This window comes from Sodalinema gerasimenkoae IPPAS B-353 (genome assembly GCF_009846485.1).
Lineage (GTDB): Bacteria > Cyanobacteriota > Cyanobacteriia > Cyanobacteriales > Geitlerinemataceae > Sodalinema > Sodalinema gerasimenkoae.
Genome location: NZ_ML776472.1, coordinates 1,632,782 through 1,656,171, shown reverse-complemented (window position 1 = coordinate 1,656,171; position 23,390 = coordinate 1,632,782). Strand labels below are relative to the sequence as shown.

At 52.2% G+C, this 23,390-nt stretch carries 18 protein-coding genes; 6 read left to right on the top strand and 12 right to left on the bottom strand.

Annotation, left to right across the window (positions count from 1 at the left end):
* Positions 1–130: 130 nt before the first annotated feature.
* Positions 131–892 (bottom strand): transposase, encoded by a 762-nt coding sequence (locus tag L855_RS07305; protein WP_159786133.1) that lies wholly within the window; start codon positions 890–892, stop codon positions 131–133.
* A 122-nt stretch (positions 893–1,014) separates the two neighbouring features.
* Between L855_RS07305 and L855_RS07300 the strand changes: the two genes are divergently transcribed.
* A complete protein-coding gene (locus tag L855_RS07300; protein ID WP_159786130.1) occupies positions 1,015–2,301 on the top strand; it encodes a coiled-coil domain-containing protein in 1,287 nt (428 codons plus the stop codon).
* Positions 2,302–2,512: 211 nt separating this feature from the next.
* Entirely contained in the window at positions 2,513–4,492 is a 1,980-nt protein-coding gene (locus tag L855_RS07295) for an AAA family ATPase (protein WP_159786127.1), read from the top strand.
* A 222-nt stretch (positions 4,493–4,714) separates the two neighbouring features.
* Here L855_RS07295 and L855_RS07290 read toward each other — a convergent pair whose 3' ends face one another.
* The 4 genes from L855_RS07290 to L855_RS07275 are packed head-to-tail and all read right to left on the bottom strand — an operon-like array spanning position 4,715 to position 7,331.
* Entirely contained in the window at positions 4,715–5,101 is a 387-nt protein-coding gene (locus tag L855_RS07290) for a DUF1828 domain-containing protein (RefSeq protein WP_159786124.1), read from the bottom strand.
* Entirely contained in the window at positions 5,098–5,547 is a 450-nt protein-coding gene (locus L855_RS07285) for a DUF6978 family protein (protein ID WP_159786121.1), read from the bottom strand. Before L855_RS07285 ends, L855_RS07290 begins: the two co-directional genes overlap by 4 nt.
* A gap of 5 nt (positions 5,548–5,552) precedes the next feature.
* Positions 5,553–6,566 (bottom strand): GTPase ObgE, encoded by a 1,014-nt coding sequence (gene obgE, locus L855_RS07280; RefSeq protein WP_159786118.1) that lies wholly within the window; start codon positions 6,564–6,566, stop codon positions 5,553–5,555.
* A 60-nt stretch (positions 6,567–6,626) separates the two neighbouring features.
* Positions 6,627–7,331 (bottom strand): Mo-dependent nitrogenase C-terminal domain-containing protein, encoded by a 705-nt coding sequence (locus L855_RS07275; protein WP_159786116.1) that lies wholly within the window; start codon positions 7,329–7,331, stop codon positions 6,627–6,629.
* A gap of 29 nt (positions 7,332–7,360) precedes the next feature.
* Here L855_RS07275 and L855_RS07270 point away from each other — a divergent pair, with 29 nt between their 5' ends.
* Positions 7,361–7,759 (top strand): EamA family transporter, encoded by a 399-nt coding sequence (locus L855_RS07270; RefSeq protein ID WP_246198758.1) that lies wholly within the window; start codon positions 7,361–7,363, stop codon positions 7,757–7,759.
* A 15-nt stretch (positions 7,760–7,774) separates the two neighbouring features.
* On the opposite strand, the gene L855_RS07265 is transcribed toward L855_RS07270, so the two are convergent.
* Positions 7,775–8,005 carry a hypothetical protein gene (locus L855_RS07265; RefSeq protein ID WP_159786113.1) on the bottom strand — a complete coding sequence of 77 codons (231 nt, stop codon included), beginning with the start codon at positions 8,003–8,005 and terminating at the stop codon, positions 7,775–7,777.
* Between the two features lie 131 nt (positions 8,006–8,136).
* Between L855_RS07265 and L855_RS07260 the strand changes: the two genes are divergently transcribed.
* Positions 8,137–10,146, top strand: coding sequence for an NAD(P)/FAD-dependent oxidoreductase (locus L855_RS07260; protein WP_159786110.1), 2,010 nt, complete (start codon positions 8,137–8,139; stop codon positions 10,144–10,146).
* Here L855_RS07260 and L855_RS07255 read toward each other — a convergent pair.
* The 3 genes from L855_RS07255 to L855_RS07245 form a co-directional block, all read right to left on the bottom strand.
* Positions 10,109–11,953: a SpoIIE family protein phosphatase gene (locus L855_RS07255; RefSeq protein ID WP_219729887.1), complete on the bottom strand. Its 1,845-nt coding sequence runs from the start codon at positions 11,951–11,953 to the stop codon at positions 10,109–10,111. The two genes, L855_RS07260 and L855_RS07255, sit on opposite strands and share 38 nt — an antisense overlap.
* 172 nt (positions 11,954–12,125) lie before the next feature.
* Positions 12,126–12,575 (bottom strand): YlqD family protein, encoded by a 450-nt coding sequence (locus L855_RS07250; RefSeq protein ID WP_159786107.1) that lies wholly within the window; start codon positions 12,573–12,575, stop codon positions 12,126–12,128.
* Positions 12,576–12,622: 47 nt separating this feature from the next.
* Positions 12,623–14,596 carry an AMP-binding protein gene (locus L855_RS07245; RefSeq protein WP_159786104.1) on the bottom strand — a complete coding sequence of 658 codons (1,974 nt, stop codon included), beginning with the start codon at positions 14,594–14,596 and terminating at the stop codon, positions 12,623–12,625.
* A 579-nt stretch (positions 14,597–15,175) separates the two neighbouring features.
* Here L855_RS07245 and L855_RS07240 point away from each other — a divergent pair.
* Both L855_RS07240 and L855_RS07235 read left to right on the top strand, forming a co-directional pair.
* Complete coding sequence (locus L855_RS07240) at positions 15,176–15,592, top strand: hypothetical protein (RefSeq protein ID WP_159786101.1); 417 nt, start codon at positions 15,176–15,178, stop codon at positions 15,590–15,592.
* Positions 15,593–15,599: 7 nt separating this feature from the next.
* Positions 15,600–17,567, top strand: a complete 1,968-nt coding sequence (locus L855_RS07235; RefSeq protein WP_159786098.1) for an NACHT domain-containing protein — start codon at positions 15,600–15,602, stop codon at positions 17,565–17,567.
* A gap of 41 nt (positions 17,568–17,608) precedes the next feature.
* On the opposite strand, the gene L855_RS07230 is transcribed toward L855_RS07235, so the two are convergent.
* From L855_RS07230 to L855_RS07220, 3 genes are all read right to left on the bottom strand, one after another.
* Positions 17,609–20,983 (bottom strand): PAS domain S-box protein, encoded by a 3,375-nt coding sequence (locus L855_RS07230; RefSeq protein ID WP_246198757.1) that lies wholly within the window; start codon positions 20,981–20,983, stop codon positions 17,609–17,611.
* A 670-nt stretch (positions 20,984–21,653) separates the two neighbouring features.
* Positions 21,654–23,042, bottom strand: coding sequence for a sensor histidine kinase (locus L855_RS07225; RefSeq protein ID WP_159786095.1), 1,389 nt, complete (start codon positions 23,040–23,042; stop codon positions 21,654–21,656).
* A 9-nt stretch (positions 23,043–23,051) separates the two neighbouring features.
* Positions 23,052–23,390: a hypothetical protein gene (locus L855_RS07220; RefSeq protein WP_159786092.1), complete on the bottom strand. Its 339-nt coding sequence runs from the start codon at positions 23,388–23,390 to the stop codon at positions 23,052–23,054.

Sequence of the window (23,390 nt, the reverse complement as noted above, 5' to 3'; positions counted from 1 at the left end):
CCTCTTGACAGGTCAATTAACGACAGAATAAGTGTTTCGAGAATTCGTTACCTGGCACTCTCCTAACCCTCTTGACAGGTCAATTAACGACAGAATAAGTGTTTCGAGAATTCGTTACCTGGCACTCTCCTCAATCGGGAAATAACGAAGCTGCCCAAACAGGATTAAAGCAGTTGGCTAACACAAATTGTTTCGCCACCGCTTGAATCTCATCCGCCGGAAGTTCCCACTCCTCCCACAAACTCATCTGACCCGGCGTGGATTTGCGAGCTTTCAACTTCTCCTTGAGTTGAGCCAACTTGCGGCTTCCCCAGTGAGTCTTCCGCGTCGATTTCGGCTGGGGGCGATAGTTCTGGCAAAACTTGCGATAGGCCGCCGCACAGAGTTCCAACGTTGTCCCCAAACTGAGAAACGCCGGATGCCATTCCGTGATACCGTCGTTCGTCAGGCGGTCGTAACTGCCGTAATTACTAAAATCCCAAAACCAACCCCGTTGTAACCTAGCCGCTTTCGGGTTGCCGTGAATGTAGCGTAGCGTATTCAACGCCCGTCGCTTATCCGTCTTCGGGAATCCCGTACTGTGATAGCGTTTTTCCCAAAAATGCCCCGTCCGGTTCAACATTCGGTTAAAGCACATGGCCGTATACCAATTCAGCCAGTGCATAATTTTCGGTAACTCCTCGGGCTGTCGCGGTTCGATGAGATAGTGAACATGATTGCTCATCACACATAAGCCATAGAGCCGAAACCCGTATTTCTGGCGGCATTTCTCAATGGCAAATAACAACAGTTCGCGACATTCAAATCGAGTCAGGCGAAATTCTCGATTGTTGCATCGCGTGGTGACGTGGTAGCAGTAATTGGGCTGCAAATCGCGAGGTGGGCGTGACATCTCAACTTCAACTCCCAAAAAATTCCATGTAATTTCCATGTAACTTCCATCTACTTACCATGGAACATCTCCCGCACCCTCCCTAAGCTGGACATATCCCCATCAGCCAAGGAGACCCAACCATGAGTGGAAGCCCCAAATACAGCCGCGCCCAACTCGAACGCCAACGCCGGGAACGACTCGAACAAGAACGCCGCCAGCGCGCCGCCGAAGAAGCCCGCCGCCGCCAAGAAGCCGAAGCGCGAGAACAAGAACGCCGCCTCGAAGCCCGTCGCCAGCAGGTGCAACAACAGTCCGACACCCTCAAGCGCACCCTCTCCCAACAGCACCCCCACCTCTACCCCAACGCCGCCGACCGCCTGCACCAGCAGCTCCAGCAGCTCCAGCACACCCTAGCCCAGGCCCCCTCAGAAGCCGCCGTCGGCCAAGTCTCGCGACAACTGGAGCAACTGCAAACCGACCTGCACCGACACCTGGCCCAAAAACGTCGCGATGACGAAGCCAAAAAACAACAAGCGGAACTCCAACATCAGAAGTTCGCCCTGGAGGAATTGCAGCGTCAACAGTTAGAAATTGCCGATGGGGCTAAGTTCGCCCCCCAAATGGAAGCATCCTTATCACAAAAACTTGAATCTGTCAAGCAACTCATCCAAGCCGGCGACCCCAGCCAAGTCCGACAGCCCCTGCACGCCGCCGAACAAGCCCTAGCGGCCTATCGCCAAGAGGTGGCAGAACGTCGAGCCGAGTGGCAGCGTCGCCAAGGGGACGCCCAAGAGAACCTCAGCCGTCTCCAAGCCCTCATCGCCGGACTCCAAGCGGACCCCGTGGTGATGCGCTGGCAATCAGCCGCTGTCGGCCAACTCGACCAGCACCGCCAACAGTCCGAACAGGCCATCGCCGCCGAACAGTTCGAGGAGGTCGCCCCCCTCCTGGCCACCTGCCAACAGCAACGCCAACCCCTGATTGATGCCGCCAACCAGTCGCAACTGCAAGCGGACCAACGGGACTACATCGCCGACAGCATCGCCCAAAGTCTAGAATCCCTGGGCTTCGGCATTATCTACCGGGAAGCGGAACATCCCGACAACCCGGAGAGTGCGGTGATTCTGGGAGCCGCCAGTCATAGCGGCAAGGGCATCAGCGTCAGCATTCCCACGGAAGGGGAAATTTTCTACGACGTGGAAGGCTACAGCAAGCAAACGGCGGCGGCGGTCGGTGGAGGGTCGGCGGCGGTGTGTGATGAAGCCGAAGCGGTCATCGGTGAGATGCACGAGCATCTACAGGGGGAGTTTGGGGTTCAAATGGGCGAGTTGCAATGGCAGGGCAAGGACCCCAATCGCCGTCTCCGTCAAGCGGACCGTCTGCCCCGCCCGCTCTCGCCAGGCTTAATACACCAAACTCCTCCCTGACCGGGAGGGAACCCACCCCGCCCTACGGGCACCCCTCCCTGGAGGGGATAACTCACCCCGCTCTACTGCCTACTGCCTAGGGCGTCCACAAGGGCACGCCCCTACGTTATTTCTGTTCCCTGTTCCCTGTTCCCTGTTCCCTGTTCCCTATTCCCTGTTCCCTGTTCCCTGTTCCCTATTCCCTGTTCCCTATCCCCTATCCCCTATCCCCATGACGATTCCCCCCATCTCCACCCGTTGGATTCATGAATTCGAGACGCAACTCCAACGTCGTCGCCACATTCTCCTCTATGGCAACATTCACGACCCCCTAATTTGGCGGGGGAACTATCTCCCGATTCATGACTTCCTTAGTGCCTACTTCCAAGACCTCGACTTTGACCTCACGCTCCGCTACGACAGCATCGACGGCTTCAGCTTCCCCAACCCTGACCAGGAACAACGCTTCCGCGACTTAGGGCAACAACAGTTTCAACGCCGTCAGGGTTCCCCGGTGGCCTCTCCCCCAGCCAATGGCGCACCGGCGCGAGCCAATCCTGGCGCTGTCTTACAACAACGACTGGGCAACCTACCGCAACGCCTCCCCCCAGAAGAAGCGTTGGCCCAATTACGTAGTTTGGTCCGGCAAACAGACGAATCCCTGGCGGCGGTGGTTGATTTAGCCGATATGCTCACCGCCGACCCCGACCACTATGGACCCGAGGAACGTAACCCCCTCATTCTCCTGCAACGCTGTACCCTCGAAGCCTGTATCCTGCCCGATGGCCCCCTCCAAGGCTATCGCAATACGCTGGTGGTTCTCGCCAGTGATTTAAAACGGGTTCCGGTGTGGTTCTATACCCACAATCCCTATCTGTCTTTGGTTCAAGTCACCTCCCCCAACAAAGCTGAACGACGGTATTTTATCCAACGCTTCGGCGGCCATTTTTACGGTGGCCAAGACCGACCCACCCAGTCCCCCGATGGAACTGCACCCTCTCCCCGAGACCAAGTGGCGGAGGAGTTTGCTGAGTTAACCGATGGTTTTCAGACGATGGATTTAGAGGCCTTACGAGTGACGTCGGTACAACAGCATCTGCCTCTGAATCGAGGTGAGGTGATGCGGTTGGTAGATTTCTATAAGTTTGGACGGCGAGAGGAACCTTTTGAACAACTCAACCGAGAGAAGGTCGCCGGGGCGACTCGGGAATTATCCCAGGCGGTCATCGGTCAACCTCGGGCCATTACGGCGGTGACGGATATGTTGACGACGGCCAAGGTGGGGATTAGTCTCAATGAGGTCAATGGGCGCAATAGTAAGCCTAAGGGTATCTTTTTCTTTGTCGGTCCGACGGGGGTGGGCAAAACGGAGTTAGCTAAATCCCTGAGTCGCCTCATTTTTGGCGATGAGGAGGCGTTTGCTCGGTTTGATATGAGTGAATATAAGGAGGAACACGCGGCGGAAAAGTTAGCCGGGTCGCCGCCGGGATTTGTGGGCTACGACGAGGGCGGCCAGTTAACGAATCGGGTCTTGGAACGTCCTTATAGTATTTTGCTGTTTGATGAGATTGAAAAGGCTCATCCTAGGGTGTTGGATAAGTTCCTGCAAATCCTCGAAGATGGTCGTTTAACGGATGGAAAAGGACGGACGGCGTATTTCAATCAGACGGTGATTATTTTTACCAGTAATATTGGTGCGTCGGATTTAACGGATGCTCAAACGGGGGCGTTGCTGCGGTCTGGGATTATGACTCAGGTTCAAGGACAGGGAACGGAAGGGTTTAGTTATGAACAGGTGAATCAGCATTTCCGGGAGGAGGTGCGTTGGTATTTTTCGACCCGGATTGGTCGGGCGGAGTTGTTGAATCGTTTTGGGGATAATATTGTGGTGTTTGATTTGTTGCGCCCGCAGTTTGTGAGTCAAATTGGCACTAAATTTTTAGGTCAGTTACGGACTTCAGCGGTGCAGAAGTATGGCTTGGAGTTGCAGTTTGAGGAGTCGGTGATGCAGGTCATCACGGCACAAATGCAGCAGGGTGAGAATTTGTTGTTTGGGGGACGGCGAGTGAAGACGATGTTAGAGTCTGGGTTGGAACGTCCCCTCAATCGCTGGCTGTTTGAGGAGTTTGGGGAGTTGTCGGGGTTACGGGGATGTCGGTTGAGGGTGGGGTTACGGGAGTCTGGGGAGTTGCAGGTGTTGAGAGTGGATTGATGGGGAGACTACCCTGGGTGGGGGTGAAATATGTTTCGCCCTTACTACAGTTCTATAGCAATAGCAGGGATGGATAGGACAGAAATAAGGTAGGGGTGTCCCTTTATGGTCGGACTCTTCGGTTAAGAGGAAACAGGTGGGGGATTCTCTCGGGTCTTCAGGATATCGTGTGTGATTTGTTGAATTTGATACCCAATTGTAGGGGCGAAAAATTTTTCGCCCCTACTGGCAATTTTGACTTAAACATCGTAAATTAGAAACAGAGATTGCCGCTTGAACCAGACGATTCACCGCATCTCCTAAATCTTCCTGGACTCGCACGATTAGCATTCCTTGATAGACCTCAATGCCATAGGTCAATTGAATATCTTGTAAAAAGAAGTCTTGTTGGTTTGAGAGACCTTGGCTTAGGGTCTGTATATCCAGCCAGCGGAAGGTTTCACCTAAATCCGTTAAGACTTGGCTCTGTTCCTTTAAAAATAGATCGATGACTTCCCCATCAGGGTAAAGGTAAGGGGTACGAATGCGTATAAAACGATTTACCGGGGAGCAGGTGTACCGTTCTCCCAGGGTCTCGGCTACGAGTTGGCAGGAGTTGACAGGAGTCATAAGAATAGCCCTCGTTGGTTGGTGGGGGGTGCCTCCATCTCCCCATTATGGCTTAATTTTGCCTCGTCACAGAACTGTTGCCACACTTGTTTGGGTTCTGTGACGGGAGCCGTTATGTCTCGGGGAACATAAGCCTGTTTATCACGTAGTGCTTCATTCCAGCGGTGTTTATGTTTTTCGCCAATTCTAGTTCCATCTGGGTTGCGATGCGCTTTTCCGAGATCTAACCCGTAAATACGCCCGATTGCTTCGTAAATAATTACGTAAGATAAGGCGGGAATAAAGGGATTGTAACTCCCTTTTAGAAAAATTGGGTAGTCGGCTCTACTGGTGATTTTTTTGCGAAATCCCAACCAAGGCTCTCGTTCCTGAGTCCAGATAATATCGCCCTCGATAGATTTGTCAGTATCTAAGATTAACCTCTCAAATTCTGTTTGACTGAGCACTGGCCTTAAACAAACTCCGGTTCCCGTTGGTCTAGGAGTTCCCAAACCGCATTCAGGAGTTCATCTAACCCTTGCTGGGCGACGGCGGAAATCTGTAACACCGGATAGTCTGAATCGGGCTGTAAGGCTTGGCTGAGGTCCTGAATTTCTTCGGGAGTGCGATCGCACGCATCCAATTTACTCAAGGCGATAATCTGGGGACGCTCCGGTAAGCCCCGGTCATAGGCCACTAACTCTTCGCGAATCACGCGATAATCCTCTAGGGGATTCTCCGCCGTCACGTCCACCAGATGCAACAATACCCGCGTCCGTTCAATATGACGTAAAAACTCATGACCTAAGCCCAATCCCTCATGGGCCCCCGCAATCAAGCCGGGAATGTCAGCAAAGACAGTTCCATCTCCCGTAGGTTTGCGGACAACCCCCAAATTGGGAACCAGAGTGGTGAAGGGATAATCGGCAATTTTGGGACGGGCCGCCGACAAAACGGAAATGAGGGTCGATTTCCCGGCGTTGGGAAGGCCAATAATCCCCACTTCCGCCAGCAGTTTTAACTCTAAGCGTAACTGACGAATGCGCCCCGGCCGGCCTTCCTGGGCGATTTCTGGGGCGCGGTTGCGGTTGCTGAGATAGTGGCGGTTTCCATGACCTCCCTTTCCGCCTTCGGCGACACAGACTTGTTGGCCGGGTTCGACTAAATCGCCGACAATTTCTCCGGTTTCGAGGTCATAGGCGACGGTTCCACAGGGGACTTCCAGAGTGCGATCGCCCCCCGAAGCCCCGGTACAATTATTATTCCCCCCCCGTTTACCATCCTCAGCCCGGAAGCGATGGGCGTAACGGAAATCTAACAGGGTTTGCAGATTGTCCGTGGCCAGCAGATACACAGACCCCCCCCGTCCCCCATCGCCACCAGCTGGACCCCCAGCGGGGACATACTTCTCCCGACGGAAGGCCACCAGGCCATCACCGCCGGTTCCGCCTTCGACTTCAATTTCAACGCGATCAATAAACTGCATCGTTCACCTTGGGGAGTGGGGTATACATAATCTGAGACTGAGACGAGGGACGATCGCCCCCTAAAAATAGGGGCTGACATCTTCACCGCATTTGTCTGCAAGATAAGACAAAGCGCGAAATCTTAACCCCACCAACTGCTCATACAGGGGATTAATTTCACACATAGCGGGAATACGTACAATTTTCCTGCCAAATAGCTTGATATCTCGTTCAAAGGGACAATTGGCGGGAATCATCCGACAGAGAAACCGTGCCACTTTGGGGTCCTGAACTTCGACATGGTCTAGCCATTGTCGCACAGGAGCGAGAACATCGCCCTTGGGTTTCCCCTTTTCAGACCGGGACTTGCCCATCTCTGGGGAGGGGAGGGTCACCCGATCCTGTCCCTCTTCCAAGTCTTCCAGGGTGTGACGCAAATTGCTTAACGCATCGGGACAATTGCCCAAGGCTTCACAGAACGCTTGTAATAGTTTATCTTCGCCAACCGTGTAAATTCCATCGGCGATCGCCACCATCACCGCCGTCCTCAGGAAGTTCTCCGCCACATTCGCATCATCCCCCAGGGCCGCGGCCAGTTCCCCCGGGGAAATGCCATTCTCGCAGCTATCCTGTTGAGCCAGTTCAGGGTTATTGTGGGTAATCTCGGCGATCGCCTGCCGTTCTCGTTTATCAAAATCACCATCGGCCCAGGCGATGGCCAAAAGGCCCCGTAACCAGGCTTGGCTTTGCTGTTGATTTTGAGGCGATGCAGTTGTCTGAGTCATGGTAATCGCGTACGTTAAGGTCTCTACAGTTGTTTTATCCTGACGAATGGGGAAATCTGGTGACGCTACAAGAGTTTGTGCTATTTCTGGTATCAATTTTAACCAATTCCCTGGGGCAATTTCTGCTCAAAGCCGGGGCCCTGAAACTGGGGGCCACCGCTCCCCAGGGGGCGATCGCCTTTCTGCTGGGGGTTCTCTCAACCCCAGAACTCCTGTTAGGACTCCTCGGCTACGCCGCCGGGGCTATGGTCTACATCCTACTGCTAACCCGAGTTAACCTCAGCGTGGCCGGCCCAGCCACGGCCCTGGCCTACGTCATCGCCGTTCTCATCGGCCATTTTGGCTTCGGGGAGGCCATCTCCCCCCTACGCCTAGTGGGGTTGGGCTTGATTATGGCGGGAGTGATTCTGGTCATCAGCCGCCCCTAAACCACTCCAGCGAGCCTAAAGAGCCTCCCAAGCCTGGCGGACAATACTACTGAGCCAATGACGTTGCTCAGCATCGAGAAATTGGTCCTCCTCTAGAACCTCCGAGAGCAAATCGTCTAAACTGCGACCCTGGCGACGGGTCATCTGCACCACCCCCGCGATCGCCGCCGCTACCACCTCAGGGCTAACCGGCTGTCGCCCTAACTCCATCGTATCCTGTACAGTCTCTGGGATAGAATAATCCATAATCAATCACACGCAACCCAAACAACGGTTTTTTAGACAGTGACCTGGGTGACTCTCCCTGGGGTGACCCCACTTTGACAAGGCTCAGTGACCTTAACCCAAGTGACTTCGACTCAACAGTAAACTTAGTGATGAAACAACTTCTCTACTGGGAAATTCCGACACCGGATACGGCTGCGGTTCGCCATTGGCTGCACCAGGACTGGCAACCTCCAACTCTTGACAACCGAGGAGAGGCGATCGCCACCCCCGATGGACTCCGCATCCCCCTTGGGGACGGTGAACTCTCAGTATTCGTTTGGTCGTTACAGCGAACCACCTATCTTAAAGTCTTCCGCTGGGCAGAGCATCCCCTCGTCGGCGAACGTCAACTCGTCAAGCAGTTAAAACGCGACGCTATACGTCAGTTTCCCCCTCACTATCCCCAACTGCCAGAAATTGACCTCTCGCAGCAGTCTATATTTGAGGCACTTCTACCACATTACCCAGAAACAGTCAAGCATTTTCAAGCTATTCCCAACGGAGAATATGACCTCAATCGGGTCTATTGGTGGGAAAAACGCTGGCGGGAGGGGGTTCTCAACCCCGAAACCCCCAAAAAAGTCGTTCAGTTCAATACCGAGGCCAGCAACTCCGGGACCCCGGACTATGACCTCATCTATCTCGGCGGCGCCTTAGGGGTCATTCACGCCGCCGTCATGGCTCGCCGAGGCTACCGGGTGTTACTGATGGAACGGTTACCCTTCGGACGCATGAACCGCGAGTGGAACATCTCCCGCGATGAATTCCAAAGCCTGATTAACCTCGGACTCTTTACCCCCGAAGAATTTGAACAGGTCATCGCCTGCGAATACATCGACGGCTTTAACAAATTCTTCGATGCCAACAATCCCCCCGGAACCCAAGCCAAGGTTCTACATACCCCCAAAGTCCTCAATATCTCCGTCGATGCCGAACAACTCCTGAGAATCTGCGGCGACAAACTCCGGGCCGCCGGGGGCGTGATTTGGGATGAAACAGAATTTGTCAGCGCCGAAATTGGTTCTGCCATGGCTCAGGTTCAGGCGACCCATCTCCCTAGCGGAGACTCCAAAGAGGTTCGGGGGCGCCTACTCGTCGATGCCATGGGTAGCGCCTCCCCCATCGCCTGGCAACTCAACGGCGGCCGCACCTTTAACAGCGTCTGTCCGACCGTTGGCGCCGCCATTTCTGGAGGCTTTGACCCCCAAGTGTGGGACCATCAATTTGGTGATGTTCTCAATTCCCACGGTGATATTTCCCGAGGGCGACAACTGATTTGGGAACTCTTCCCCGGCCGCGATGGAGAAGTGACCATTTATCTGTTCCACTATCACGAAATCCACCCCGAGAATCCCGGTTCCCTGTTGGAGATGTACGAGGATTTCTTCCAAATTTTGCCCGAATATCGCCGCTGTGATGTGGACAAGCTGCAATGGCGTAAAGCCACCTTCGGCTATATCCCCGGACATTTTAGCCAAGGTAGCCGCGATCGCAAAGTGGCCTGGGACCGTCTCGTAGCCATTGGCGACGCCGCCTCCTTGCAGTCTCCCCTCATCTTCACCGGTTTCGGCTCCTTAGTGCGCAACATGGAACGGCTGACGCAACTCCTGGATACGGCCCTAACCCATGATCTCCTAGATGCAGTCAATCTCGATCGCATTCGGGCCTATCAAAGCAACGTCGCCGTCACCTGGCTGTTCTCCAAAGGGATGATGGTTCCCACGGGTAAAAGCATCGCCCCGGAAAAAATCAACGCCATGCTCAATGTCTTCTTTGGCCTGCTGGCCGACGAACCCCTAGAGGTGGCTGAAACCTTCATCAAAGACCGCACCAGTTGGGGCCTATTCAACCGCCTGGCCCTCAAAGCCGCCGTCCAACATCCCGAAATTCTCCTCTGGATTTGGCAACTGGCCGGCCCCTGGGACCTGCTGCGTTGGACGGGGAGTTATCTCAACTTCACCAAAGAAGCCTTAGTCGGCTGGAGTCTCAGTTGGATTCCCCGCTTTAGCCGTTGGGCCCAACCCTGGGCGGAAAAACGCTATCCTTCCCTCTGGCTGTGGTTACAAGCCATGAGCTATTCCCTCACCGAAGGCTTGGGACGGCGCTTTTCGCCACAATAAACTCTCCCGTTGAGGAGGAGGGGTGAGACCGGCGTTTAATCACCAACAGGGTGATATCGTCATAGACCTTATGTCGGCCAATATGACGGCGGACATCCTCAATCACCCCCTGGAGAATGACCTCGGCGGTGCATTGACGGGACTGACTAATCACCTGACAGAGTCGCTCAATCCCATAGAGTTGTTTGTGCTGGTTTTCGGCTTCCGTAATCCCGTCGGTATAGAGGACCACCACATCCCCTGGGTTTAGATACAGATGGTGACCATGGATAAACTCCAGAATGTTGGTGTCCAGGCCGATGGGAAAGCCTAAATCAATGGTGTCAACTCGTTCAATTCCCTCCTCACGGGCAATAATGACCTCCTCATGTTGGCCGCTGAGTTTCAGGAGGCCATCGTGATAGTCAATCAGGCATAAGGAGAGGTTCTTGTCACTCTGCATCCGTTGTACATTTTGGTAAATGGTGCGGTTGATGACATCGAGAAACTTACGGGGGTCTGTTTCCTGACATTCCTCCAGGGTGCGGACGGCGGTTTGGACCATGATGGCCAGAACGCCACTTTCTAAGCCATGGCCCGTGACATCGCCGATACCGATTTTGATGGATTTCTCGCCGATGAGGATGTCGTAATAGTCTCCCCCCACCTCATCGGCCGGTTCCATGTAGGTGGCGATTTCCAGTTCACCGGCTTTTTTGAGTTCATGGGGGGTGGGGAGGAGCATTTGCTGAAGTCGTCGTGAGATGTCGAGTTCAGCACTGAGCCGTTCATTGAGGGCTTCAGTTCGGTTATGCTCTTTAAGGAGCGATCGCAGATAACTGGCCAGCAACCCCGTCGAGAGCAGGCCAATGGCGAGGGTACTCCCCACGCGCCAAGACAATTGGCCCCGGTCTAGCCGTGGCACAATCAATGCTGACCACTCGCGATCGCCCACATTAAGGCTGCGAATACAGTTATGATTGGGCTGTACGGGACAGTAGGACCCCTCAGCCTTAGGAATTTCGGGAACCTGCTGCCAATTAGACTCCAGAGCGCGAGTTTCGGCATCATAGAAGAACAAAAAGTTCTCCTGGGCCATCGAGTTTTCTTTCAGCAGGGATGAGTCGAGGATATCCACGGTCATCTCGAATAAATAGAAATCCAGATTGCGGATATCTAGGGTTCCCAGGGTCAACCGCAGCATTTGTTTGAGGTGATAGGTTCCATACACCACCCCTAAGAAGACTGACTCGTCGTCTTCTGGGGTCATGTCTTCCTCCGCCTGAACAATCTGCTCATAAATGGGATAGTAGACATTAAACAGGTAATCCTGAAATTGCGGGTTAAATTGGCTACGACTAACCTGAACCCGGCGACTTTGTCTGGCGCTCGTCAGGGCCCAATCGTCGAATATCTCAGGTAGGTTTGCCGCCATCACGGGGGCTTGAAGCTGATACTGTTTGGCTACGATAGTCCTGAACTCGTCTTGAGAACGGTCAACTGCCCAACCTAATTCCAGTAATCCCGGATACTGGGGAAAAATCGAGTCGGTAAAGTGATTTAATTGAGCTTCATCCACTTGGGAATGGGTTTGCACAAAACGTCCCAGGGTCAAGGTTCCCTGCAACGACCCCTCAATTCGTTGTTGCAAAGCAAGTGCAAGATGATTGACTCGCTTAGGAAATTGCTGTTGCAGAGTTCGCACTTCCTGGGTTGCGACAAAAATCGCTGAACCCCCTGACAGGACAGCGCCAAGCGCAAGCGTTAGCCAGACAGAGACGTAGGAGCGCATCAGAGTAGTGCGGAACAACTGTAGCTGTTTTAACATAATTATTAGTATAGATTCTCAATTGCAATTTGCCAATCAGCTTTGAGTCAGGGTCATGATTCCGTAAAAACACTGACGTTAGGAGCTGAGAAAAGAAAAGACAAAAAAAGGGACAGAACCTGCCCCTAACGTCTCAAAAATTATAAAACTGGCGATCGCCGCCAATTAAGACCTACAATTCTCCACGGATATCGATGATTTCCCCATCTTTAATCACCACTTCAACCTTAAGCTTTTGCACCAGGTTGTCGCCTTTACCGACATAGAAGAGGTTTTCAATTTGTCCTTGACTGACCTCTTGGTCCATCTCAACGGTTTGCACTTGCTGTAACTGTTGCAAGATTTGGTTTTTCTGTTCTAGGAACTGCGCCTTACGCTGATTGACCTGCATTTGCAAATTATCAATCTGCTGTTGCGCCTGGGGGCCTAGAGGCTGGGTGCTTTTAGCTTTCAGTTCCGAGACCGCTTGCTGCGCCTGCATTTCCAACTGTTGGAGTTGGCTATCGAGGCGATCCATTTGCATTTGCAATTGCTGTTGTGCCTCTTCCTTCCACTTAGGCGTGACGATCGCCACAATGGTGATATTGCGCTTGAGCAGTAGTTTAGAGTTGTCGAGTTCCATGAATCTCTCTTGATAGGGTGTTGATGCGGGAGAGTTGGCCGAAGAACCTACCCAAACATCTCGTTAATGGTATCGCGGTAGTGCTCCTGCACAACCGGCCGTTTAATTTTTAGGGTCTGGGTCATCATGCCATTTTCTATCGAGAACGACTCCTGTACCAGTCGGAAGGGGCCAATGCGATCGTCGGCCCGATAGCCAGGACGGTTTTTCACCTCCCGGCTGAGTTCCTCCCGGAACAGTTGCTGCACCGGCTCTTGACTGAGATCTAACGGAGGAACCGCCTCGCTATTCACCGTCAGTCCTTGAGCCGTTCCCCATTGAGCCAGGGCCTCCCAATTGGGAACAATCACAGCACCCAATTGACGCTGATCCTGTCCTACCAGCATAATCTGGTCAATATAGGCACTGCGCACACAAGCATCCTCAATGGGTTGGGGTTCGATGTTCTCACCATTGCTCAGAACAATGGTATCTTTCGCCCGTCCCGTCAGACGCAGGTGACCGCCGGGGAGTAAACAGCCTAAATCGCCGGTATTAAACCAACCTTCGCTGTCAATGGCTTTTTCGGTGGCCTCTGGGTTGTTAAAATAGCCCCGCATGACCTGAGAGCCTCGCCCTAGGACTAATCCTCGTTCCCCTTGCGGCAGTAAACGCCCGGTTTCAGGATCGACAATGCGGATTTCGGTTTCCACGAGAGGAAGTCCCGCCGACCCCTGTAAATTGGCCCAAGCGCGACGTACCGTTAAGACGGGGGCCGTTTCCGTCAGTCCGTAGCCCACTAGCAGTTTAATGCCGATCATGGCGAAGAATTCATCGATATGTTGCGCCAAAGAGCCACCGCCACTGATGAGAAACTTGATTTTTCCCCCTGTCGCAGCACGAACTTTGCTATAGACCAGTTTATGACCCAAGCCATGGAGGGGGGTGAGAGCGAGGGCTTGTAAGCGGGCCATGAGCCGTTCTAAGCCCGAGGGAGGGGTGGCATCGAGGGTGAGGCCATCGCGGATGTTTTGCGCCTGAAGATGGCGGCGACTGATGCCGATGAAGAAGTTAACCAGTTTTTGTTTGTTGGCCGGTTGTTCCCGGAAGTTCTTTTGCACTCCCTCGTAGATGGATTCCCACAGACGAGGAACACCAATCATGATTTGGGGTTGGTGTTCTTTGAGGTCGTTTTTGAAGTAGCGCAGACTGGTGTAGAGTTGGGCGCACCCTTGGGAGAGGAGGAAGTATTCACAGGTGCGCTCGTACACGTGCCAACTGGGGAGGATGCTGAGAGCGCGATCGCCCGCTTGGGGGACGAAGACATGACGGAAGGCGTTAACCTGATGCAAGAGGTTGCCATGGGTCAACATGGCGCCCTTAGGACGGCCGGTGGTGCCTGAGGTGTAGATAAGGGTAGCCAGGGTGCTGCGATCGCTCTGGGGGAGTTTGAAGCGAGCCGCATCCCCCAAGGCCATAAATTGGCTGAAGTTGAGAAGGCGGAAAGGCGTCTCCTCGGGAGGGGTTTCCTCGGAGAGTAACACCACCCAGGCGATATCCTGGCTCAAACGTAACTCCTCATCGTCGGAGGATTGCAACTTCTCCAGGGTGGCGAGGTTTTCCAGGACGAGTCCCCGACTTTGACTATGTTGGGCAATGTAGAGGAGTTCATCGCGATCGGCTTGACTCGATCGCACCGCATCGGCGGCCCCGGCGGCGATAATCCCCTGATCGGCAATGAACCAGCGGGGACTGTTTTCCGAGAACAGCACCACGCGCGGCGGTAAGTCATCGAGTGAGTCTAGGCCCAGACTTTGTAAGGCGGTAGCGAAGGTCTGAATCTGTTGCCAGAGATCCCGATAGGAGAGTTTGACTGGGGGGTCATCGTGGGGGTTATCTAAGGCCGTCAGGTTTTGGAAGCGATCGCTGGCGATCGACCATACCTCGGTCAGGGAGTTGACTTGGCTGTAATCTAGGGAGTTTTTTAGATTCAGTTGCTCTTGGGGGGGGAGTTGGCTGGATATAGAGGGAGTATGAGCCATAGCTGTTATAGAAAAGGTCTGAAAGGGTTTGTTACCTTAACTCTCTACAGTATCTGCGTAGATTCCCGCAAATTTTGTTGCACTCTGTGACAGTCGCTCGCCTGTATGGTGAGAGGCAAGGGCAAGGAATTGCCCGAGGACAGGTCGGATGAGGAGGGCAAGAGGCCGATTCTCCTTTTGTAGATGTCTGAATACTTAAATTGACTCTCTGTGATGAGGGGTCTTACTCATATAGAGGTTCACCCTTCATTGGTTCCATAAATACTGGATTTAAAGGACTTCGTAAGTTTCATATAAAGACGATCTTGAAAACATAAAAATACAAGTTTTTAGGCATTCAATAAATTTAGATAAAAACACCTAAAACTATTGCTACGTAAAGACCTCAAGAGTTTTTAATACTGTAATTAGGTATGATTCACCTCCAAGTTTTCATGATATTTAATGGCATTCAGATGCACCTAATTTTTTGACTCCACTCCCTTGGCCGTAGTGTAGGACCCCTCACCCCAACATTGTTTTTTGGCAGCAATCTATGTTAAAGAAGACTGGTAAATTGAAATTAGGAGAAATCGATTAATGGGGCCCCTCGAATTAGGTTTGGCAGGAATTGCCTCGGTGATGTTGACCAAGGCCGCTGAAAATACCGGTCAGATGGTCTCCAAGGAAATGTTGGAAATCGCCCTCCCCCCGATGAAATCCGCCGCATCGAGTTTGTCGACTCATCTGCAAAATGGGGTCAGTCTACTCGGGGAACGGTTGCAATCACGATTCGCCAACGCCGAGACCCCCGAGAACCCCTTTGATAACCCCCAGTTAGTGGCCCAGATGGTGCAGGAGGAAGTCCAAGATCCTCAACTGGCCGCCGTGGTGGATGAAGTGGAACGACAATTCCCGCCAATGGAAATCAAGATTGACCAACGCAAACAACAGGGGATTGTCATTAACGAAGGAACCGCCAACTTCAACGAGACGATTCAGCAAAACTTTAGCTAGGAGGAGAATGGGGGGCGATTCTAAACAACAGGGTATCAATCCTAATGATGGGGCGCAGGTCAATATTTCCCAAATGGTGCAGAATTTCGGCAATCCCGCCGCTGCGTCACGGGATGGGAGTGAAGCCAAACTGCTGAATGCAGTCAAGAATGAGGTCGCCGGCCGACTGTCGCGATCGCTCCATCATCGGGTTGATTTGGAACTCCAGACCGCTGAAGATCCCAGCCAGGTGATTACTCCCTGGTCTGTGGATGTGAAGGTGGGGAACGCTCCCCCCGAAAGTCTTGGCGATAAGACCCGAATTATTGACACCTTTGATCGCCCCGATGTGGGAGGACGTCTACTCATTCTCGGGGCCCCCGGTTCCGGGAAAACCACAGTCCTCCTGCAACTGGCCCAAACCCTCATTGAACGGGCCGAGACGAGCCTCAGCCATCCGGTTCCAGTACTCCTGAACCTATCGGCCTGGAATGCTGGGTTTAAAGATATCCGCAGTTGGATCATCCTCGACCTTAAACTCAAATATGGCATTCGCCAAGATATTGCCCAGAAATGGCTCGATCGCGGGCGGATTATTCCCCTCCTGGATGGTTTAGATGAGTTGATGTCCCAGCGTCAAGAAAGCTGCATCCAGGCCCTCAACCAGTTTCTCCCCGATTGGAGTGGAACGCCTCTGGTGGTGTGCTGTCGTTTGGATGAATATCAACTCTATGACCATCATTTGGGCTTAAATGGGGCGTTAGTCTTACAACCCCTGAGCGATCGGCAAATCCAAACCTACCTCGAACAGGCTCATTGTGACTGGCTTTGGCAGGCGATTCGCCATGATAGCGACAGTATGGACCCCGACCATGGCTTAGCGCGATCGCCCCTATTTCTCAATATTTTGGTCTTAGCGAGTGACCACTTACCCGTAGAACTCTGGCAACAGTCCGTTAGTCCTGAAACGCGGCGGCAGGTGTTATTTCAGGCGTATGTGCAAACCCGACTGCAACGACGCTATTTGGGAGGAGGCAATTTACCGGCTACTCGCCATGGTCAAAAACCCTATCAAGATGATGAGCAAACCTTACGCTGGGTGGGGTGGTTAGCTTCACAGTTGATTGAAGACAATCAAACCGAGTTTTTTATTGAAAAATTACAGCCTTATAGTTTACAAAAAAAGCCTCAAAAACTGGTGTATGGATTGGTTTTAGGGGTGATTTTAGGGCTAGTTGTGGGGCTGATATTTAGTCTAATTTATGGCTTAGCTAAAGGTTTAATTGGTGGCATATTAGGAGGATTAGTCGTTGGCTTAATGGTGGGCTTGGTGGGAGGACTGATCCGAGAAATTAAAACCGTTGAGACCATTCATTTTTCTCGTAAATTAGCCTCAAAACATCTCTCATTGGTGATTACCAAAAGCCTCTTTCTCGGTTGGGTAGTGGGACTCATGGGGGGGATAACCGGAGGACTAATTGGGGAACGCTTCGGTGGAGTTTGGATTGGCGTAATTGGTGGGATTATGGTGGGTCAGGTATTTGGGACTGTGGTGGGGGTGATTGGCGGTTTAGTAGAAGCTTTTGTGGGGGGAGAAATTGATACAAAAACCGAAGACAATCAGGGAATTTATCGCTCTTTGACCAATGCTTTTATTTTTGGCTTGATGTTCGTCCCCGTGGGCTTTTTAATTCCGCTGTCCCTACATTATCTCAATGAGCCAATGACCTGGGTGCAACTGATTCGGGAAGGGGTGGTGTTGGGGTTTTTGTTTGGGGCGTTTGCGGGAGGTTTGAATAGTGTGATTTCTCATGCTGCCTTGCGGGTAACGCTCTGGCTGTTTGGCTATAGTCCTTGGAACTATAGTAAGTTTTTACGCTACTGTACTGAGCGAGGTTTTTTGCAACGGGTGGGAGGAGGCTATCGTTTTGTCCATGGACTGTTGCGAGACTATTTTGCTCGGGAATATCACAGCCAGACCAAGGAAACCCCCTAGGGGCAATTCCTTGGGATTGCTCAAGACAGTCCCCATGAGGATCAGCTAGAACTCGACTGAGGGTCCAGGGGCAACTCAACAATAAAGGTACTCCCTTCTCCAGGAGTGGAGTCACAGGTGAGAGTTCCCCCATGTCGTTCGACGATGATTTGATAGCTGATGGAGAGGCCCAGTCCAGTACCTTTACCAACGGGTTTGGTGGTGTAGAAGGGGTCGAAGATGCGATCGCAGACCTCCTCGGGAATACCTCCACCGTTGTCACTGATTTTAATCTGAATGCGGTTGTCTTCACTGACGGCGGTTTCTAGGGTCAGGCGGCCCTGAAGTGGGTTCGCCTCTTGAATGGCATCCACCGCATTGTTGATGAGGTTCAGAAAGACCTGATTTAAGGCCCCGGCGTAACAGCCGACGGGGGGAAGTTGGCCATAGTTACAGACTAACTCGATGTCGGAGTGGCCCTGATTTCCCCGGAGTCGACTCGATAGAATCATGAGGGTACTGTCGAGACTCTCATTGATATCGATGGTTTTCACTTCGGCTTCATCGAGTCGGGAGAAGGTTCGCAGCGATCGCACGATTTTCTGAATCCGCAAGGCCCCGGTTTCAATGGAACTCAACAGATTTGGCATATCCCCGGTGAGATAGTCTAAGTCAATCTCTTCGATGAACTGGGTGATTTCAGGATGGGGTGCGGGACAATGCTGTTGATATAAGGCAATCAGTTCGAGTAAGTCTTGGCTATATTCTTTGGCATGAATGAGGTTGCCAAAGATGAAACTCACCGGATTGTTGATTTCATGGGCAACACCAGCCACCAATTGCCCTAAGCCAGACATCTTCTCGGCTTGAATTAGCTGGGTTTGGGTTTGTTTGAGTTGTTTGAGGGTGGCTTCGAGTTGATTGGTTTTGGCGATCGCCTGTTGTTCAGACTGTCGCGATTGTTGGTAAAGTATGGCTTGCTGGATAGCGATGGCCAGGCGATCGCAGACCGCTTCGAGCAGTTCCACATCGCGATCGCGCCAGGGTTTGGCGGCGATTTCACGGCTACAGGCTAGGGTTCCGAGGTGTCCGTCACCACTGTTGATGGGAAACAGCAGTAGGGACTGATAGCCGAGTTGGTTCGCCTTGTACCGCAATCTGTCATCTTCGATATCCGCCGCCTGATCAACTCGCAGCGAATGGCGTTGCTGGAGAAGATGATGCAATAGTGCAAAGAAGTTAGAATGATAGTCTTCTAAATGACTCGGGAGATCATCTCGTTTGGCTTCAGTGGCTAGTTGTAAGTTAGGGAGTTGCGAGTCTTCATTGTAGAGGAGGACATAACAGCGATCGACGTCCAAGAGTTCGTACACGGCCTGAACAGTACTATCGAGTAAGGTTTTTAGATCCAGGGACTTACGAATTTGCTGGGAGATATTATTGACAAGTTTTTCTTGTTGTGCCAAGGAACGATAGCGAGTTTTGGAGGCTTTCAGGGCCAGTTCAACTTCCTTGCGTTCAGTAATATCGGTGGCATTACCGACGATGCGAGTAATCTGTCCTTGGGCATCAAACAAGGGAGTGAGATGGGCCTGGAAATAGAGGATGCGATCGCCGTCAGGGAAGGTTTGTTGAATGGTGGCCGTCTCCCGCGTAACTAGACAGCGAAGATAGCCATCGAGGAAATTTTGGCCAATCATCGGGCCAAACACCTCCAACGGGGTTTTACCACGAATCTCCTCGCGGCGGATTCCGGCCACTTTTTCGGTACTAGCATTCCAATCGGAATAGCGCCATTCCCCATCGTCGGCGAGATCTAAGACAAAGACCAAGTTCCCCTGACTGTCATAAATACTACGTAAGAACTCTTCTTGTTGGCGTAAGCATTCTTGGATGGCTTGGCTTTCCGTGACATCTCGGGCAATCGTCGAAAAATAGCCGTCATGGTTTTCGCTGGCCGGATGATGGAGGATGATTTGAGAAACCGGGAAGCAGGTTCCATCGGCTCGTTTCAGTTGAGCGGTTCCTTGCCAAATTCCATCTTGCAAGGCTGTGGGGATCGCCTCAGTTTCAAACAGATTCACCACCGTCTCGGGAATGAAATCCTCCACGTCGTAGTGACTCGCGGGTTCATCAGCATCGAGGCCAATAATATCTCGTCCACCTCGATTGATATAGGTGACATTGCCCTGGAGATCGGCACTGCTGATAAAATCCGGTGAGGCTTCGAGAATGGTAATGAGCCGTTCCCGTTCGGCAGCGGCCTGTTTTTCTTCTGTAATATCTCGGGCACTGGTATACATCACCCCTTCCTCGGGAAGGCTGACGGTACGCCAGGCTAGCCAGCGATAGTCCCCGTTACGGGTGCGATAGCGATTTTCAAACCAGGGAGTGTGATGTCCGGTGGCAATTTTTGCGGCTTCAACTTCGGTGAGATGGCGGTCATCGGGATGGACGAAGCTTAAAAAGGGTTGAGATTTCAACTCGTCTAGGGAATAGCCTAAGGTTCTCTCCCAGGCGGGATTGATGGCTTTGAAGTAGCCGTCAAAGCTAATAATGGCGAACAAGTCCAGAGCGCAGTTGAAGAAGCGATCGCGCTCGATTTCCGCCTGTTTTTGTTGGCTGATGTCGGTCAACATGCCATCCCAAACAATATCCCCATTGGGACGTTCTTCCGGCTGGGCAGTGGTCGAGAGCCATTTCAAGTTGCCTGAGCCGGTATAGTTACGCCATTGATGGTTCCAGGTGGTCAGATTTTGAGCTGATTCGGCTACACTTTGCTTAAACCGCTCCAAATCCTTAGGATGAATTAAACTCCAAGCCAGATTCGGATCTGCCGCTAGGGCCGCTGCGTCTAGTTCATAGAGGTCATGACAACGGGGACTCATATAGGAAAAATAGGATGAGCCATCGGGCCGTTGCACGTATTGATAAATCACCCCAGGGATATTGGTGGTGAGTTTCTCGAATTGCAGTTTTTGTTGATAGAGTTCCCGCTGTGCGGTCAAATCGAGGGTTAAGCCTTGCAGTTGCTGTCCTGAACCACCAGGAAACTGCCAAATTTGACTGCGCACCCAGCGTTCCTGGCCGTCAGGACGGATGAGGCTATATTCCAGGATGAGATCCGGGTGATCTGGGTTGCTTTGACGATGGCGTAGATATTTGTCAATGGATTTTCTGACAAAACTGCGATTTTTCCAGGCGATGGTCTCTAGCCAGAGGCCGGACGCTTGATTGGGCTGGGGGAGCGATCGCCCATAGAGTTGTTCGGCGGCTGGGTTGAGGGATAACAGTTGACTGCTGGGCCAATCGATGAGCCAACTGGCTTCACTCATGCGATTGAATACCGAATCCATCACGGGAACTGAGGAGGGATGGAGTAGAGGCTGGGGTGAAATCGAGGAGTATTTTTGGGAGAAAGTGAGGAAGGATGTCATAGGAACTATAAGGGTTTAGAGATGGATGGCAAGCGCCAACAACGGAACTGAAATGAGTGGAGTCAGGGGCCTTACCCGATAGGGCGACGATTGACTCAAATAAGAATTAGATAGATAGTGCCCGTTGAATTCTCAGAAGTCTGGGCGTTTTTCGAGCCTAAATTTCCTGGAAATGGGTTATATTTGGTCAAAATCCAGTTTTTGAAAACTTTTAAGTGATGGAGTTTTGATTTTGGATAACCTCCCCCCTTTTTTAAGTAAATATACGCAAGCTAAATCAGGTCAATTCAATCTGATTAGATGGCAGACTTCCTTGTCCTGCAATGGTTTGTGGGAATTCAATCTCTAGAAAGAGTTCCTCCCATTCCGTGAGAGTCCTTGAGCAGTTTCAAGTGTCTGCCTCTCATTTTTGCAGCCACCTTTGAAGGGTAAGCCAAAATTGTTAAAACAATATTAACATTTTTTACAGGCTTGTGATGATTAGAAACGTTACATGGACTACAAAATCCCCAAATTTAAGGAGACCCATCTTTATGAATAGCAAAATTTCCTTTAAATTTTCCCTACCTAGGGAGAGAGATACATCATGGCTGGTGAGGAGGGGTGGGCACGGAATATCCATGGATTGGGGGAAAATTGGCAAGATTTGAGGAGATCTGGGCTTGACTCCCTAAGATGAGAGATGGGCGCTTAGGGTGACTTGCACGGTGGTTCCTTGATTGAGGCAACTGTCAAGGCGAATTTCACCCCCGTGACGTTGGACAATAGTTTGGGCGATCGCCAGGCCTAATCCCGATCCCGAGAGTGTCCCAGAGTCCTGGCGACGAGCTGGATCGACGCGATAGAAGCGTTCAAAGACATGGGGGAGGGCATCGGGGGGAATGCCAATTCCGGTATCGGTAAGGGTGACTTGGACGGTTCCTGGAACTTTGCTGGATTTCTGAGGACGACTGGGGAGACGATAGCCTAATGTGACTTGGATTGCGCCACCGTCGGGGGTATATCGTAGGGCGTTGCCTAAGAGATTGAGGAAGAGGCGAAACAGTTGGTCCCAATCTCCCAAGACGGAAAAGGGATCATCCCCATCTGTCCCCTCTGGATGAGGTTTGCTGGGAGTGGGTTCGGGATCTAAAATCTGGAACTCTAGTTGAATCGATTTTGAGGCGGCGATCGCCATTTGTTCTTCGATGACTTCTAATAACAGGGCATCGAGGGACACCGGCTGGGGTTCCCAGGGAACCATGCCACTCTCCTGTCGGGTTAGAAATAGCAAATCATCCACTAACCGCCCCAGTCGTCGGGTGAGGCGTTCGATGTTTTCCAGGGTCCGGGAACTGGGATTTTCGGCAATATCGGGGTCCGCGAGGGCAACCTGGACTTGGGTTTGAATGCTGGCGATGGGACTGCGTAACTCGTGGGAGGCGTCGGCAGTAAACTGTTTAAGATACTGATAGGACTCCCCGACGGGCTTCATGGCTAAGCCAGACAGCCACCAACCCATGGCGGCCACTGAGGCAATCATGACGGTGATCCCGAACCCCAAATCTAAGGCTAAATCACGACTGGGGCGGGCAATTTCAAACCAGGGATGACTGACTCGTAAGTACCCCACCACTTGGCGATCGCGGCTAATGCGTTGGGCGATTTGTCGTAGGATAGGACGACTCTCGGGGGAGTTTCCGTCCTGCAAATACACCGTTTGCGGGGTCCGAGTGGCAGTGATGGGGACGTTAAGAGGTTCTCTGAGGGTGGACCAGAGGAGTTCCCCGGTGGGGCTAAACCATTCGATATCAATGCGATCTTCTTCTAGGCTATCGGCGTTCTCGCCAAAACTGGCGTCGAGGTTCAGACGCAGTTGGGGGACGCCGTTGGCTTGGGGCTGTTCTTCGATGGCCAGAGATCGCTCGACGACTTCTAAGGAATGTTTGAGGGTATCATCGACGCGATCGATCAGGGTACTGCGCACATATAAGTAGACGGTTGTGGCAAACAGCAGCAATAACAGGGCGGTGATGCTGGTGTACCACAACACCAGTCGACGGCGAGTCGCCTGAAACATAGTCTCGTATCACTCAGGTTCGGGTTTGCCGAAATGATAACTACTATGGGCCCCGTTGGGATAGAGGAAGGTACAGACGACGGAGACTTCGGGGTTATAGCGGATAATCATCTCTTGCAATTTGCCTTGTTTCCAGTCGGACAGCATATCGTCAAGGCGACTCATGGGACGATATTTGAATTGCCAATCTTCTAGGTTGGGGCTGTTGTCTTCGAGTTGACGCAGCAAAACGACGGTTCCTTTTTCGCCGCTGTCTTCATGGCCGCGATCGGCTACTTCAGCGATTTTTAGGGCGTTGGCTTCGATAACGGCGATTTGTTGTTCGGGGGTTTCGAGGATGTTGGGCAT

What these genes read in the sequence shown, in the direction of transcription:
- L855_RS07305 (WP_159786133.1), bottom strand. Translation starts at nt 892, where the DNA reads ATGTCACGCCCACCTCGCGATTTGCAGCCCAATTACTGCTACCACGTC.
- L855_RS07300 (WP_159786130.1), top strand. Translation starts at nt 1,015, where the DNA reads ATGAGTGGAAGCCCCAAATACAGCCGCGCCCAACTCGAACGCCAACGC.
- L855_RS07295 (WP_159786127.1), top strand. Translation starts at nt 2,513, where the DNA reads ATGACGATTCCCCCCATCTCCACCCGTTGGATTCATGAATTCGAGACG.
- L855_RS07290 (WP_159786124.1), bottom strand. Translation starts at nt 5,101, where the DNA reads ATGACTCCTGTCAACTCCTGCCAACTCGTAGCCGAGACCCTGGGAGAA.
- obgE (WP_159786118.1), bottom strand. Translation starts at nt 6,566, where the DNA reads ATGCAGTTTATTGATCGCGTTGAAATTGAAGTCGAAGGCGGAACCGGC.
- L855_RS07275 (WP_159786116.1), bottom strand. Translation starts at nt 7,331, where the DNA reads ATGACTCAGACAACTGCATCGCCTCAAAATCAACAGCAAAGCCAAGCC.
- L855_RS07265 (WP_159786113.1), bottom strand. Translation starts at nt 8,005, where the DNA reads ATGGATTATTCTATCCCAGAGACTGTACAGGATACGATGGAGTTAGGG.
- L855_RS07260 (WP_159786110.1), top strand. Translation starts at nt 8,137, where the DNA reads ATGAAACAACTTCTCTACTGGGAAATTCCGACACCGGATACGGCTGCG.
- L855_RS07255 (WP_219729887.1), bottom strand. Translation starts at nt 11,953, where the DNA reads ATGTTAAAACAGCTACAGTTGTTCCGCACTACTCTGATGCGCTCCTAC.
- L855_RS07250 (WP_159786107.1), bottom strand. Translation starts at nt 12,575, where the DNA reads ATGGAACTCGACAACTCTAAACTACTGCTCAAGCGCAATATCACCATT.
- L855_RS07245 (WP_159786104.1), bottom strand. Translation starts at nt 14,596, where the DNA reads ATGGCTCATACTCCCTCTATATCCAGCCAACTCCCCCCCCAAGAGCAA.
- L855_RS07240 (WP_159786101.1), top strand. Translation starts at nt 15,176, where the DNA reads ATGGGGCCCCTCGAATTAGGTTTGGCAGGAATTGCCTCGGTGATGTTG.
- L855_RS07235 (WP_159786098.1), top strand. Translation starts at nt 15,600, where the DNA reads ATGGGGGGCGATTCTAAACAACAGGGTATCAATCCTAATGATGGGGCG.
- L855_RS07230 (WP_246198757.1), bottom strand. Translation starts at nt 20,983, where the DNA reads ATGACATCCTTCCTCACTTTCTCCCAAAAATACTCCTCGATTTCACCC.
- L855_RS07225 (WP_159786095.1), bottom strand. Translation starts at nt 23,042, where the DNA reads ATGTTTCAGGCGACTCGCCGTCGACTGGTGTTGTGGTACACCAGCATC.
- L855_RS07220 (WP_159786092.1), bottom strand. Translation starts at nt 23,390, where the DNA reads ATGCCCAACATCCTCGAAACCCCCGAACAACAAATCGCCGTTATCGAA.